The organism is Kitasatospora sp. NPDC059646, assembly GCF_042734615.1.
Classification (GTDB): Bacteria; Actinomycetota; Actinomycetes; order Streptomycetales; family Streptomycetaceae; genus Kitasatospora.
The window spans coordinates 1-14,853 of the sequence record NZ_JBHWDS010000020.1; the positions used below are offsets into that span (position 1 = coordinate 1).

At 71.5% G+C, this 14,853-nt stretch carries 8 protein-coding genes; 6 read left to right on the forward strand and 2 right to left on the reverse strand.

Translation table 11 applies throughout. The features are described from left to right. From ACFV1L_RS16395 to efeU, 5 genes are all read left to right on the forward strand, one after another. The coding region (locus ACFV1L_RS16395) for an acyl-CoA dehydrogenase family protein (protein WP_380366403.1) at positions 1-339 on the forward strand (339 nt) is incomplete at its 5' end. Between the two features lie 314 nt (positions 340-653). Beyond that, complete coding sequence (locus ACFV1L_RS16400; RefSeq protein WP_380366405.1) at positions 654-7,724, forward strand: hypothetical protein; 7,071 nt, start codon at positions 654-656, stop codon at positions 7,722-7,724. Positions 7,725-8,062: 338 nt separating this feature from the next. Next, positions 8,063-9,214 carry an iron uptake system protein EfeO gene (gene efeO / locus ACFV1L_RS16405; RefSeq protein WP_380366406.1) on the forward strand — a complete coding sequence of 384 codons (1,152 nt, stop codon included), beginning with the start codon at positions 8,063-8,065 and terminating at the stop codon, positions 9,212-9,214. A 79-nt stretch (positions 9,215-9,293) separates the two neighbouring features. After that, a complete protein-coding gene (gene efeB, locus ACFV1L_RS16410) occupies positions 9,294-10,586 on the forward strand; it encodes an iron uptake transporter deferrochelatase/peroxidase subunit (protein ID WP_380366601.1) in 1,293 nt (430 codons plus the stop codon). Between the two features lie 50 nt (positions 10,587-10,636). Further along, positions 10,637-11,482: an iron uptake transporter permease EfeU gene (efeU, locus tag ACFV1L_RS16415; protein WP_380366407.1), complete on the forward strand. Its 846-nt coding sequence runs from the start codon at positions 10,637-10,639 to the stop codon at positions 11,480-11,482. 75 nt (positions 11,483-11,557) lie between these two features. On the opposite strand, the gene ACFV1L_RS16420 is transcribed toward efeU, so the two are convergent. Together ACFV1L_RS16420 and ACFV1L_RS16425 are read right to left on the reverse strand one after the other, a co-directional pair. Then, positions 11,558-13,120, reverse strand: coding sequence for an RICIN domain-containing protein (locus ACFV1L_RS16420; RefSeq protein ID WP_380366409.1), 1,563 nt, complete (start codon positions 13,118-13,120; stop codon positions 11,558-11,560). A 253-nt stretch (positions 13,121-13,373) separates the two neighbouring features. Then, entirely contained in the window at positions 13,374-13,958 is a 585-nt protein-coding gene (locus tag ACFV1L_RS16425; protein ID WP_380366411.1) for a TetR/AcrR family transcriptional regulator, read from the reverse strand. A 101-nt stretch (positions 13,959-14,059) separates the two neighbouring features. Here ACFV1L_RS16425 and ACFV1L_RS16430 point away from each other — a divergent pair, with 101 nt between their 5' ends. Next, entirely contained in the window at positions 14,060-14,830 is a 771-nt protein-coding gene (locus ACFV1L_RS16430) for an SDR family NAD(P)-dependent oxidoreductase (RefSeq protein WP_380366413.1), read from the forward strand. Positions 14,831-14,853 lie beyond the last annotated feature (23 nt).

The following is a 14,853-nucleotide window of genomic DNA, read 5'->3' on the forward strand; positions in this document are numbered from 1 at the left end:
CGCAAGCAGTTCGGGAAGGCGATCGCGGAGTTCCAGGGCGTGCAGTTCATGCTGGCGGACATGGCGATGAAGCTGGAGGCGGCGCGGCAGTTGACGTACGCGGCGGCGGCGAAGTCGCAGCGCGGTGACGGGGACCTGACGTTCTTCGGGGCGTCGGCGAAGTGCTTCGCGTCGGACGTGGCGATGGAGGTCACGACGGACGCGGTGCAGTTGCTGGGCGGGTACGGGTACACGCGGGACTACCCGGTGGAGCGGATGATGCGCGACGCGAAGATCACGCAGATCTACGAGGGCACCAACCAGGTCCAGCGCATCGTGATGGCCCGCAACCTGCCGTAACGGGCAGCGGGCGGCACCACCGGGGGCGCGGGGAACCGCGCCCCTTCCCCATGCCCGCTCCTCCGCGCGCCGGAGCTCTCTGATGCCGAGTCAGGGAACGCCTGTGCGAAGGACCGTGGCCCGGGGCGGGGGAGCGGGCCCGGTCGATGGGCTACTGGCGTTAATTGACGACGTTTCAGGCGGAATGTCGGATTGTTCGGTCGCTGTGAGTGACATCTATAGGCGTTGTGTGTGCGAATCGCGGGCTGCGGCCCGCCCTCGCCGCCCTCGCCGTCACTCCGTGTGGCCCGACTGCCCGACCGAGAGGAACCGTCATGAGACGTCGCCGACCCCCTTGCGAACGCACACACGGACGCCACGGGCCGACGGCGATCCGCGGCCGCGTCGCCCGCGCACTGCTGCCGCTCGCCCTCGCGTTCGCCACGGCGTCGGCCTCCTTCGCCGGACCCGCCACCGCCCACCCGACCTCGGCCGCGCACACGGCCGCGGGCGACCGGGCCGGCCGCCAGCAGCCCGTGACCCTGTCCAAGACCGGCACCGACCTCGCCACCGGCAGCACCACCCAGACCGCGCACGGCGACACCGTCCGCTGGGTGGTCTCCGCGACCAACCCCGACGGTGTCCCGGTCGACGCCACCATCACCGACGTGATCCAGGGCGGACCGGGCAGCGCCCCCGAGAGCCAGACGTACGTGCCCGGCACGCTCCAGGCCCCGCCCGGCTTCACCAAGCAGTGGTCCACCGACGGCGGCGCCACCTTCACCGGCACCGACCAGGGCCCCGCGACCAACGCCGTCCAGGCCCGCAACCCGATGCTCGCCTCGCCCGCGACCGGCCAGGTGGTCCAGATCCCGCCGCCGTTCACCCCGGTCAACACCGCCACCGGCGGCGACGGCTTCACGCCCATCCTGTACACCGCCACGATCAACGGCGTCGCCACGCCCGAGGTCTGGAACATCTACCACCACGGCTTCTCCAACCAGGCCAGCGTGGTCTGCACCGACCTGCTCACCAACGGGCCCTGCCCCGCCCCCGACGGGACGCCGGCGACCTGGCCCCGGGCGCTGAACTCCTCGGAGCCCGGCGCCACCACCGGCGACCTCGGCAGCACCCGCACCCCGACCTACGTGCAGATCGGCTCCAAGCTGTACTACGCGGCGATCAGCCGGGTCACGTTCGGGCTGATCGGCGTCGGCTGCATCGACCTCCAGGCCCAGGCCAGCTGCGGCTTCACCCCCCTCCAGACCGGCAGCGGACTGGTCGTCGGCGGCGTCGTCCAGGCGCCGAACGGGCTCCTCTACGCGGTCTCCGGCACCGGCGAGATCCTCTGCTACGACGCCGCCGCCAACGCGCCCTGCGGGACCTTCGACATCGGCCTCCCCCCCAACGAGGGCCAGGTCGTGTTCAGCGGCGACTACGCCGGCATCATGCGGACGATCAACGGAAAGATCTACGTCACCGACAACACACCGGCCCCCGAGCCGACGGTGATGTCCTGCTTCGACCCGTCGACCAACGCCGCGTGCGCCGGGTGGGCCACCCCCAGGACCGTGGTCACCCCGACCGGCAGCGCGCCCGCCCGGGCCGACAACGTCTTCGAGATGTACAACCCGGCCGGCGCCGTCACCGGCGTCTGCACGATCGTCGGCGGCGTCTACCAGGAGGTGAACCCGGCCGTCGGCACCGTCGTCTGCTTCGACCTCACCGGCAACCCGATCGCCGCACCGCCCGGCCTCACCACCCTGGTCAGCACCAACGCCGCCCCCGGCGAGGCGAACTACCAGGTGCCGCTGACGATCACCGCCCCCAACGGCCACCTGGAGACCGAGTTCCCGCTCTGGATCTACCAGGGCAACACGCCGACCCTCAACAGCACCTCGTACTGCTACGACTGGACGACCCAGGCGCCCTGCGCCCAGTACGGCACCAACGGCATCGTCAACGGCCCGCCCAACGTCAACGGCGGCAACACCAGCCCGTACGGCTACGCCTACGACGGGCAGTGCAAGTACAGCCTGGGCGACACCGGCTACCTGTTCACGCTCGACCCCGTCACCGGCGCCTCGCCCTGCCTGAAGACCAAGGCGCAGAGCACCGTCAACCCCGCCGCGTTCTACTGCGACGGGGCGACCGGGCACGTCAGGTCCTACGGAGCGGTCAGCCTCATCGGCATCGACCCGACCACCGTCGACTTCACCCAGTCCTCGGTGACCGTGTACGCGGCCGACGGCACCGTGGTCGGCACCTTCCCGTTCGACCCGGCGACCGGCACGGCGGACATCTCGTCCGTCCCGGTGGCCGACTCGCCGATCCAGGTGGTCGCCAACCTCACCCTGACCAGCGGCAGCTCCTTCACCCCCGACAACCACCCGCTGATGCAGGTCGGCTTCGTCGGCGACGCCCCGCAGATCTGCTACGAGACCAAGGTGGCGACCGACTGCGCCGTCACCTCCGTCTCCGACCACGCCACCGCCGTCACCAACGGCCAGCCGCCGGTCACCTCCAACACCGTGACGCTGCAGGTGGCTCCGAGCCCCGAGTGCGCGCCGGTCCTCAATGTCGTCAAGGAGGTCTGCACCTCCGACTCGCCCGGTGACTGCGGTCCCGGCGGTCCGGGCCCCTGGGGTCCCGTGACCACCGTCCCGCCGGGAGCGACCGCCTTCTGGCGGATCACCGTCATCAACCCCGGCCCGGTCGAGGTCAACGGCATCACCCTGACCGACGACGTCACCCCGTCCTGCGCGGCGGCGGCCGGAGTGTTCGACCTGCCCCCCGGCGCCGTCCACGAGGTCTTCTGCGAGCTCCCCGGCATCACCGAGACCACCACCAACATCGTCTTCGCCGCCTTCAGGGGCCCCGACGGCAGTGAGCACGTCACGCCGCCCGCCGAGGCGACCGCCGAGGTGAAGGGCGTCGGGGCGCTGGGGATCGAGAAGATCGCGGACGGCCCCGGCCCGTTCCAGGTGGGCGACCTGGTGCCCTACACCTACACCGTCACCAACACGGGCACGGTGGTGCTCCACAACATCACGGTGCACGACGACCACATCGCCGGAGTGACCTGCGACATCACGGTCCTGAGCCCGGGTCAGAGCACGCTGTGCCACGGTCTGTACATGGTCACGCCGGCCGATGCGGAGCTGGGCAAGGTGTACAACATCGCCCACGCGAGCGGTGTCGACGACCAGGGCCAGGAGATCAACAGCCCGCCCGCCGAGGCGAGCGTCCCGGTGGAGGGCGAGGCGGTGCTGGCCATCGAGAAGAGGGCCGACAGCGCGGGCCCGTTCCACGCGGGCGACAAGGTGCCCTACACGTACACCGTCACCAACACCGGTACCGCACCCGTCCACGCCCTCACGATCGCGGACGACCGGATCGTCGTGACGTCGTGCGACGTGACGGACCTCTTCCCGGGCCAGAGCACGCTGTGCCACGGCTCGTACGTGGTGACGGAGGAGGACGCGAAGGCCGGTCACGTGACGAACATCGCCCATGCGGAGGGCACCGACCCGCTGGGGCGGACGGTGATCAGCCCGCCCGCCGAGGCGACCGTCCCGGTGGTCGGCGAAGGGCTGCTGGTCATCGAGAAGACGGCCGACAGCGCGGGCCCGTTCCGCCTGGGCGAGACGGTGGACTACACGTACACCGTCACCAACACCGGGACGGCCGCGGTGCACAACCTGACCGTGGTGGACGACCGCGTCTCCTCGGTGACCTGCGACACGACGACGCTGAACCCGGGTCAGAGCACGCTGTGCCGCGGCTCGTACGTGGTGACGGCCGCCGACGTGACGGCCGGTCACGTGACCAACACCGCGCACGCGGAGGGCACCGACCCGCTCGGCCAGCAGGTGACGAGCCCGCCGACCGTGGCGACCGTCCCGGTGGTGGGCACCGCGGAGCTGACCATCCGGAAGGCGGCCGACAGCGCCGGCCCGTTCCACGCGGGTGACCACGTCTCCTACACGTACACGGTGACCAACACCGGTACGGCGACGGTGCACAATCTGACCGTCGCGGACGACCACGTCGCCACGGTGACCTGCGACACGACCACGCTGAACCCCGGCCAGAGCACGACCTGCCGCGGCTCGTACGTGGTGACGGCCGCGGACGTGACGGCCGGTCACGTCACCAACACCGCGTACGCGGAGGGCACCGACCCCGAGGGCCTGACGGTGACCAGCCCGCCGGCCGAGGCGACCGTCCCCGTGGTCGGCGAAGCGCTGCTGGTCATCGAGAAGGCGGCCGACAGCGCGGGCCCGTTCGGTGTGGGCGACACCGTCCCGTACACCTACACGGTGACGAACACGGGCACGGCCACGGTGAACAACCTCACCGTGACCGACGACCACATCGGCACGGTGACCTGCGACACGACGACCCTGAACCCCGGTCAGAGCACGTTCTGCCACGGCACGTACGTGATCACCGCGGCGGACGTGACGGCCGGCTCCGTGACCAACACCGCGCACGCGAACGGCACGGACCCGCAGGGCCAGGCAGTCCAGAGCCCCCCGGGCCAGGCCACGATCCACATCGTGGGCGACGCCCAGCTCACCCTCCAGAAGGTGGCGAACAGCGCGGGCCCGTTCCGGCTGGGTGACACGGTGAACTACACCTACACCGTCACCAACGCGGGCACGGCCGCGGTGAACAGCCTCACCGTGACGGACGACCACATCGGCACGGTGACCTGCGACCTGACCACGCTGAACCCGGGTCAGAGCACGCTGTGCCACGGCTCGTACGTGGTGACGGCCGCGGACGTGACGGCCGGTCACGTCACCAACACCGCGCACGCGCAAGGCACTGACCCGCAGGGCCGCGAGGTGACGAGCCCGCCGACCGACGCCACCGTCACGGTGGTCGGCGTCGGGCAGCTGACCCTCCGCAAGACGGCGGACAGTGCGGGCCCGTTCCACGCCGGTGACACCGTCTCCTACACGTACACCGTGACCAACACGGGGACGGCGGTCGTCGACCACCTCACGGTGGCGGACGACCACGTGGCGGTGGTGACGTGCGAGGCGACGACGCTGAACCCGGGGCAGAGCACCACCTGCCGCGGCTCGTACGTGATCGCGCCCGCCGACGTGACGGCGGGTCACGTCACCAACACCGCGCACGCGGAGGGCACCGACCCGCAGGGGCAGACGGTGACCAGTCCGCCCGCCGAGGCGACCGTCCCGGTGGTCGGCGAAGGGCTGCTGGTCATCGAGAAGACGGCCGACAGCGCGGGCCCGTTCCGCCTGGGCGAGACGGTGGACTACACGTACACCGTCACCAACACCGGCACGGCTGCGGTGCACAACCTGACCGTGGTGGACGACCGCGTCTCCTCGGTGACGTGCGACACGACGACGCTGAACCCGGGTCAGAGCACGCTGTGCCGCGGCTCGTACGTGGTGACGGCCGCCGACGTGACGGCCGGTCACGTGACCAACACCGCGCACGCGGAGGGCACCGACCCGCAGGGGCAGGCGGTGAAGAGCCCGCCCGCCGAGGTCACCGTCCCGGTCGCGGGCACGGCGCAGCTGACCATCCGGAAGGCGGCCGACAGCGCCGGCCCGTTCCACGCGGGTGACCACGTCTCCTACACCTACACGGTGACCAACACCGGTACGGCGGTCGTCGACCACCTCACGGTGACGGACGACCACGTGGTGACGGTGACGTGCGAGGCGACGACGCTGAACCCGGGGCAGAGCACCACGTGCCGCGGCAGCTACGTCGTCACCGAGGCCGACGTGAAGGCCGGTCACGTGACCAACACGGCCCGCGCGGAGGGCACCGACCCGCAGGGGCAGACGGTGACCAGTCCGCCCGCCGAGGCGACCGTCCCCGTCCTGGGGAGGGCGCTGCTGGTCGTCGAGAAGACCGCCGACAGCACCGGCCCGTTCCGCCTGGGCGAGACGGTGAAGTACACGTACACCGTCACCAACACCGGGACGGCCGCGGTGCACGACATCGCGGTGCGCGACGACCGGATCACCACCGTGCGGTGCGACGCCACGGTCCTGAACCCGGGGCAGAGCACGCTGTGCTACGGCTCGTACGTGGTGACGGCCGCCGATGTGACGGCCGGTCACATCACCAACACCGCGCACGCGGAAGGCACGGATCCGCAGGGACAGGCGGTGACCAGCCCGCCGGCCGAGGTGACGGTGCCGGTGGTGGGGGCCGGTCAGCTCGGGTTCCAGAAGAAGGCCGACAGCGCGGGTCCGTTCCGGGTGGGTGAGACGGTGAGCTACACGTACACCGTCACCAACTCGGGGACGGGCGCGGTGAGCGGCGTGAAGGTGACGGACGACCGGGTGTCGACGGTGACGTGCGAGGCGACGACGCTGAACCCGGGGCAGAGCACCACGTGCCGCGGCAGCTACGTCGTCACCGAGGCCGACGTGAAGGCCGGTCACGTGACCAACACGGCCCACGCGTCCGGCACCGGGCCCGACGGGCGTGAGGTGACCAGCCCGCCGGCCGAGGTGACGGTGCCGGTGGTGGGGGCCGGTCAGCTCGGGTTCCGGAAGAAGGCCGACAGTGCGGGTCCGTTCCGGGTGGGTGAGACGGTGAGCTACACGTACACCGTCACCAACTCGGGGACGGGCGTGGTGAGCGGCGTGAAGGTGGCGGACGACCGGGTGTCGACGGTCACCTGCGAGGCGACGACGCTGAACCCGGGGCAGAGCACCACGTGCCGCGGCAGCTACGTCGTCACCGAGGCCGACGTGAAGGCCGGGCATGTGACCAACACGGCCCACGCGTCCGGCACCGGGCCCGACGGGCGTGAGGTGACCAGCCCGCCGGCCGAGGTGACGGTGGAGACGGTCGCGGGCGCGTCGTCGCTGTCGGTGGTGAAGCGGGCCGAGGTGACGGGGGCGGTCCGTCCCGGTGACACGGTGGCGTACACGTACACGGTGACGAACACCGGGTCGACGGTGCTGACGGAGGTGTCCGTCAGCGACGACCGGGTGGCGTCGGTGTCGTGCGAGGCGACGACGCTGGAGCCGGGTGCGAGCACGACGTGCCACGGCACGTACGTGGTGACCGAGGAGGACGCGAAGGCCGGTCACGTGACGAACACGGCGACGGCGTCGGCGCGCGATCCGCAGGGGGAGGCGGTGCACAGCAAGCCGGTGGAGGTGTGCGTCACGGTCTCGCCGGCCTGCCCTGAGAAGGAGGAGTGCGGGAAGCCGCCCCGTCCGACCTCCCCTCCGGCTCCGCCGCACGGTGGCGGTGGCGGTGGCGGGGGCCTGCCGGAGACGGGAGCGCCGACCGCCCTGGCGGCGGCGGGCCTGGCCGGCGGCGGGCTGCTGACCGCGGGTGGCGTGCTGCTGTACCGGGCGCGGCGCCGGGCGGGAGCCGACCGGATCGCCGCGTAGCACCCGCGGATCCGCCGGTCCTCCGGTGAGCGACCGCCCCCGGGGCCTTCGGGCCCCGGGGGCGGTCGCGCGTAAAGGCGGTGGGCCCGGTCCCCGCGTTCCGGTGCGGCCTGCGGCCCGTCGTGACGTCGGTCACATGTATGGCCAACTCGCGTTCCCCGGAGGTTATTTGACCGAAAGCGACGGGTCGGCAGGTGACGGAGTGTCGACGGTGGTGTCGACCCTGGTGTGGCGGGGGATCTAAGGTATGCCTTAGCTTACTGAGCGGCGGTCCGACCGGGATTTCCGGAAGGGGTGCCGCACTGGTGTTTCCCCCTTCCCTCGCCTCTGGAGTGAGCATGCCCGCCCGCCGTACGACTGCCGCGACCTTCCTCGTTCTCGCTGTGGCGGGTGCCGCGTTGGTGGGGTGCTCGAAGAAGGACGACGGGAAGGCGTCCGCGGACGGCAGCGGCCCGGTGCAGGTCACGGCGACGGACAGCAAGTGCGAGCTGTCGCGGACGACGTTCCCGGCGGGCCACGTCGAGCTGGCCGTGGCGAACAAGGGCAACAAGACCACCGAGGTCTACGTCTACGCCGAGGGCGACAAGATCGTCACCGAGCGGGAGAACATCGGCCCCGGCACCAAGGTGAGCATCAACGCGGAGATCAAGGCCGGCACCTACGAGGTGGCGTGCAAGCCGGGCATGACCGGTGACGGCATCCGCCAGAAGATCACCGTGACCGCCGCGTCCGGCGCCCCCGTGAAGACCGACGACCGGCTGACCCAGGCGGTCGCGGACTACCGCAAGTACGCCCAGGAGCAGGCCGACGCCACCATCCCGGTGGTGGAGCAGTTCGCGGCGGCGATCACCGCCGGGGACGTGGAGAAGGCGAAGTCGCTGTTCGCGGCCTCCCGGGTGGGCTGGGAGCGGACCGAGCCGGTCGCGGAGAGCTTCGGCGACATCGACCCGAAGACCGACACCCGCGAGGACGCGCTCGAGGACGGCCAGCAGTGGACCGGCTGGCACCGCCTGGAGAAGGCGCTGTGGGTGGACGGGAAGATCGGCGACGAGGAGAAGACCCTCGCCACCCAGCTGGTCACCGACCTGAAGGACTGGCAGAAGCGCGTCCCCGCCGCGGAGATCACCCCGACCGGCATGGCCAACGGCGCCAAGGAGCTGCTGGACGAGGTCTCCAAGAACAAGATCACCGGCGAGGAGGACCGCTACAGCCACACCGACCTGTCGGACTTCGCCGCCAACGTCGAGGGCGCCCGCCAGGCCTACGAGCTGCTGAAGCCGGTCGCCGCGGAGAGCGACCCGGTGCTGTCGAAGACCCTGGACGCCGAGTTCGAGAAGATCACCGAGCTGCTGGCCAAGTACCGCCAGGCCGACGGGAGCTACACCTCGTACGACAAGGTGACCGAGGGGGAGCGGAAGACCTTCTCCGACGCCGTGAACGCGCTGAGCGAGCCGCTGTCGAAGCTGGCCGCGGCCGTCGTGGTGAAGTAAGGGCAGCGTAAGCTAAGGCGCTGTCAGCAGGTCGGGTCCGAGCAGGTACGAGCAGGTCATGTCCGAGAGGGAACGCACGATGGACGTCGAGAACGAGCAGCAGGCGGTCTCCGCCGACGGCGGCGCGGAGAAGCCGCGGGCCGGGCTCAGCCGACGGGCCGTCATCGGCTGGGCCGGTGCGGGGGTGGCGATCGGCGCGGCCGGCGTGGGCACGGTGGCCGCGGCGACCATGGCGGACGACGCTCCGGCCGCCGCGCCGCAGACCCCGGACGTGCCGTTCTACGGCGAGCACCAGTCGGGGATCTCGACGCCCGTTCAGGACCGGCTGCACTTCGCCGCGTTCGACGTGATCACCGAGGACCGCGACGCGCTGGTCAAGATGCTCAAGGAGTGGACCAAGGCGGCCGCCTCGATCACGGGCGGCCGCGAGGTCGGCGGCGGCGCGGTCGGCGTCGTCCCGCAGTCGCCGCCGGACGACACCGGCGAGGCGCTCGGCCTGCCGGCGTCCCGGCTGACGCTGACCATCGGGTTCGGGCCGACGCTGTTCGAGAAGGACGGCAAGGACCGGTTCGGGCTGAAGGCGAAGCGGCCCGAGGCGCTGGTCGACCTGCCGAAGTTCAAGGGCGACCGCCTGGAGGCGAACCGTTCGGGCGGCGACATCTGCATCCAGGCGTGCGCGGACGACCCGCAGGTCGCGGTGCACGCGATCCGCAACCTGGCCCGGATAGGCATGGGCGTGGTCAACGTCCGCTGGTCGCAGCTCGGTTTCGGCAAGACCTCGTCCACCACGCCCGACTCCCAGACGCCGCGCAACCTGATGGGCTTCAAGGACGGCACCCACAACATCGCCGGGACGGACGCCGACTCGCTCGCCCGGCACGTGTGGGTGGCGCCCGGTGACGGCCAGGACTGGATGACCGGCGGCTCGTACCTGGTGGCCCGCCGGATCCGGATGACCATCGAGACCTGGGACCGCGCCTCGCTGCAGGACCAGGAGGACACCTTCGGCCGCACCAAGATCGAAGGCGCCCCGTACGGCAAGCAGAAGGAGCGCGACGCTCCCGACCTGTCCGCGATGCCGGCCGACTCGCACGTGCGGCTGGCCCACCCGGACAGCAACAACGGGCTGATGATCCTGCGCCGCGGCTACTCGTTCACGGACGGCACCGACGGCCTCGGCCGGCTGGACGCCGGCCTGTTCTTCCTGGCGTACCAGCGCGACACCCGCAAGGCGTTCGTGCCGCTGCAGACCAAGCTCGCGGCCAACGACAAGCTGAACGAGTACATCACGCACGTCGGATCCGCCCACTTCGCCTGCCCGCCCGGGGTCCGCAAGCCCGGCGAGTGGTGGGGCCAGACCCTGTTCGGCTGACCCCCGCCCCCTCTCCCGCACGCCCTCACGCCCCCACGAGGAGAACCGCCGTGTTCGCCAACTACCTGATCGGCCTCCGAGAAGGCCTCGAAGCCAGCCTGGTGGTCTGCATCCTGATCGCCTACCTGGTGAAGACCGGCCGCAAGGACCGGCTCGGCCCGGTGTGGATCGGCGTCGGCAGTGCCGTGGCACTGTCGATGGCGTTCGGCGCGGTGCTGCAGTTCGGCTCCAACCAGCTGTCCTTCGAGGCGCAGGAGGCGCTCGGCGGCACCCTGTCGATCGTCGCGGTCGGCCTGGTCACCTGGATGGTGTTCTGGATGCGGCGCACCGCGCGGCACCTGAAGAGCGAACTCCAGGGCAAGCTGGACGCCGCGCTGGCGATGGGCACCGTCGCCCTGGTCGTCACCTCCTTCCTGGCCGTCGGCCGGGAGGGCCTGGAGACCGCGCTGTTCATCTGGACCGCCGTGCAGGCCACCGGCGACGGCTGGAACCCGCTGGTCGGCGCGATCCTCGGCCTGCTCACCTCGGCGGTGCTGGGCTGGCTGTTCTACCGCGGCGCGCTCAAGATCAACCTGGCGAAGTTCTTCACCTGGACCGGCGGCATGCTGGTCGTGGTCGCCGCGGGCGTCCTCGCCTACGGCGTGCACGACCTGCAGGAGGCCGGCTGGATCCCCGGCCTGCACGAGCTGGCCTTCAACATCTCCTCCACCGTTCCGGTGGACAGCTGGTACGGCACCCTGCTGAAGGGCGTGTTCAACTTCCAGCCCGACCCGACGGTGGTCCAGGTCGTGGTGTGGCTGCTGTACCTGGTGCCGACGCTGTACTTCTTCTTCCGCAGGCCGAAGGCCACCGGCCCCGCGCCGAAGCCCGCCGTCACGGAGGCGAAGGCCGCCTGACGGCCGGTCAGGACAGAAGAACCGCCCGGTTGCCGCTGATGCGGCAGCCGGGCGGTTCGGCGTTTTCCGGGCGGTCTAGTAGATGGAGAAGACCGACGCCCAGTTCTGGCTGTACGCGGTGGAGGCGGTGGTGGCGGTGACCGCGTGGCCGGCGGTGGCGTCGCCGTCGAGGACGAAGCCGGTGGCCGGGTTCTTCAGGGTGTAGGTGCCGACGGCGTTCTGGGTGACCGTCCACTTCTGGTTGGCCTGGCCGAGGTTGATGGCCTGGAGGGTGATCTGGCCGCCCGCGTTGGCCGGCGCGGTCAGGTAGAGCGGGATCAGGCAGCTGTCGTAGATCCGCACGGTGCCGTCGCCGTTGGAGGCGAACTTCCAGCGCTGCGAGGCCCGGGAGGTGTCCAGCGCGGCGAACTCGGCGACCGAGGGGATGCTGCCGCTACAGGTGCCGCCGCGCTGCAGGGCGTTGCCGGCGCCGTTGGTCAGCGCGTGGTAGCCGTTGTCGTCGATCACGGTGGGGCCGTAGTTGATGGAGCTGCTGTCGAGCGCGGTCAGGGCCGCGCCGGTGGTGGACAGGCCGCTGGCCAGCCGGACGTTCTTGAACCAGTCGGCGAAGGTGGTGGGCGTGTTCGCGCCCAGCGAGGCGATGGTGCCGTTCCAGTTGCCGTCCACCGTGTTCCAGAGCTTCAGCAGCGCCATGTCGACGTTGCCCTGCACCTGGTCGCCGGTCTGCCAGCCGGCGGCGGCGACGAAGGGCGTGACGTCGCCGTTCGGGAACACGAACCGCTGGTCGCCGAGCACGTAGGCGGCGGCCGCGTCGGCGAAGGCCTCGGTCCAGGAGCAGGTCGCGGAGGACGGCCAGTTGATGTAGTGCGGGTTGCAGTTGGGTATGTTCGCCGGCCAGAAGTCCTTGTACAGCCGGTGCTGGAAGAAGTGCGAGGCCTCGTGCAGCACCATGTGCTCCGAGTCCGGGTCCTGGTCGGACAGGAACACGGTGTGCGAGGCGGTGATGTACCACGGGCCGCTGGTGGAGCCCGAGGTCCAGTTCAGGTTCAACGTGGTGCAGGCGGCGGCGTTCGCCTCGGCGGACGTCCAGCACGGGGTGGTGGAGTTGGCCCGCTTCGACCAGAGCGCGTTGACGGTGTCGAAGGCGTGCCAGGCGCGGTTGGTGGCGACCGGCGGCTTGACGGTGCCGAGCGCCACGCTGCTCGACACGTTCGACTGGGTCGCGGTGTTGAAGCTGTACGGCGTGTTGTTGGAGTCCTGGACGACCCGCCAGACCTGGTTGTTCTGGGTGGTGAAGCGGACGTACAGGTGGTCCATCGAGGTGGTGGTCACCGGGGTGTAGCAGAGGTTGAACGAGCCGTCGGCGGCACCGGTCAGCTGGGTGTCGGTGTTCAGCTTGTGGTCGGTGTCGGTGGACTTCTCCCGGCCCCACAGTTCGACCGAGGCGTTGCGGGCGGACCGGGTCAGGGTCGGCTTGGTGGGGCCCGCCTCGGCGGACTGGTAGTCGAACTGCAGGGTGCCGTTCATGCAGATCGGCGTCGCGGCGGACGCGGTGCCCGCCGTCAGCGGGACGATGCCGCCGGCAGCGAGCAGCGCCGGCACCAGCAGGCGCAGCAGGGTGGTGGAGCGGTGTGCCATGGACGTCCTTCCAGACGGTGGCCCGGACCGCGCACGGGTCGGCCGGGCAGGCGAAGGCCGGGTGAGGGCCCGGCCCCGGCCCGGACGCGTCGTCCGGCGACGGGCGTCGGCGGGCCGGGAGCCATCGTCGGGGCCGCGACACGGGGACCACCAGGGGCGCGCGGAATCATCTGTTCCGGTTGTGCTTGCCCCCGGTGTGCCGGGCGCATGGCGGAGGGTTCGTGCGCCCCCGGGCCGACCTGCTGACGGACCGTCAGGCGGACGGCCAGGCGCGCAGGGCGAACTCGGCCGTGCTGCGCAACTGTTCGGCCGGAGCGCCGTCGGCGGCGCGGACGGCCAGGCCGTGGGTGAGGGTGGTGAGGTAGTCGGCGAGCACGGCCGGATCGGTGCCGGGGGCGAACTCGCCCGCCTCGGCGGCCCGTTCGAGACGGGCCCGGAGGGCGGCGCGGCCCTCGGCCCGCCTGGCGGCGGCGTCGGCGCGGACGGCCGCGGAGCCCTCGCCGGTGGCCAGCGCCCCGTGCACCATCAGGCAGCCCGGGCCCTCCTCGCGGGTGATCGCCTCGACGGTGCCGCGCAGCAGGTGCTCGGCGACCGCCCGGGCGGTGGGCTGGTCGAGCGACTCCCGGACGTGCCGGCCCGGGCCGCGGCGGTAGTGGTCCAGGCACTGTCGGAACAGCGCCTCCTTGTTGCCGTACGCGGCGTACAGGCTGGGCCGGTTGATGCCCATCGCGGCCGTCAAGTCGGACAGCGCGCTGCCCTCGTAGCCGTGCCGCCAGAACACCCGCATGGCGCGCTCCAGTCGGTCCTCGACGTCGAACGTGCGCGGACGGCCCGTCATGTCGCCCTGCCTCCAAGGGTCTCGGCCCAGTTCTGTACCGATCGATATGGTAGCTTCCCCGCTGTGTACCGAACGGTACAGAATTCGGAGGGGAATCCACCATGACGCTCACCACCGCCACCTTCGCGCCCGACGTGCTGGCCGGCCGCACCGCGCTGGTCACCGGCGGCTCCCGCGGCATCGGCGCCGCCACCGCGCGGGCCCTCGCCGCGGCCGGTGCGGACGTGGCGATCAGTCACAGCGGTTCGGCGCCGCGCGCGCAGGCCGTGGTCCGGGAGATCGAGGCGCTCGGCCGCAGGGCCGCCGCGTACCGGGCCGACCAGAGCGACCCGGCGCAGGTCGCCGAGCTGGTCGCCGCCGTCGCCGCGGACTTCGGGCGGCTCGACGTGCTGGTCAACAACGCGGGCGTGATCGCCACCGGCCGGGTCGACGAGCCGGTCGACGAGGAGGCGCTGGCACGGCAGTACGCCGTCAACGTGGGCGGGGTCGCGGCCGCGATCCGGGCCGCCGCGCCGGTGCTGGGCGACGGCGGACGGATCGTCACCATCGGCTCCAACCTGGCCACCCGCCCCACCCGGCCCGGCACCGCGGACTACGCGGCCGGCAAGGCCGCCGTCACCGCGTACAGCCGGGCCGCCGCGCTGGAGCTCGCGCCGCGCGGGATCACCGTCAACGTGGTGCAGTCCGGGTCGGTGAACACCGAGATGAACCCCGCGGACGGCCCGAACGCCGACGCCCAGCGCGCGCTGAACGCGCTCGGGCGCTACGGCCGGCCCGAGGAACTCGCCGCCGCCGTGGTCTTCCTGGCCACGCCCGCCGCCGCGTTCATCACCGGCAGCGTGCTCGCCGTGGACGGCGGCTTCTTCGCCTGAGCGGCCGGTGGGGGCCGACGGGC

What these genes read in the sequence shown, in the direction of transcription:
- ACFV1L_RS16400 (WP_380366405.1), top strand. Translation starts at nt 654, where the DNA reads ATGAGACGTCGCCGACCCCCTTGCGAACGCACACACGGACGCCACGGG.
- efeO (WP_380366406.1), top strand. Translation starts at nt 8,063, where the DNA reads ATGCCCGCCCGCCGTACGACTGCCGCGACCTTCCTCGTTCTCGCTGTG.
- efeB (WP_380366601.1), top strand. Translation starts at nt 9,294, where the DNA reads ATGGACGTCGAGAACGAGCAGCAGGCGGTCTCCGCCGACGGCGGCGCG.
- ACFV1L_RS16420 (WP_380366409.1), bottom strand. Translation starts at nt 13,120, where the DNA reads ATGGCACACCGCTCCACCACCCTGCTGCGCCTGCTGGTGCCGGCGCTG.
- ACFV1L_RS16425 (WP_380366411.1), bottom strand. Translation starts at nt 13,958, where the DNA reads ATGACGGGCCGTCCGCGCACGTTCGACGTCGAGGACCGACTGGAGCGC.
- ACFV1L_RS16430 (WP_380366413.1), top strand. Translation starts at nt 14,060, where the DNA reads ATGACGCTCACCACCGCCACCTTCGCGCCCGACGTGCTGGCCGGCCGC.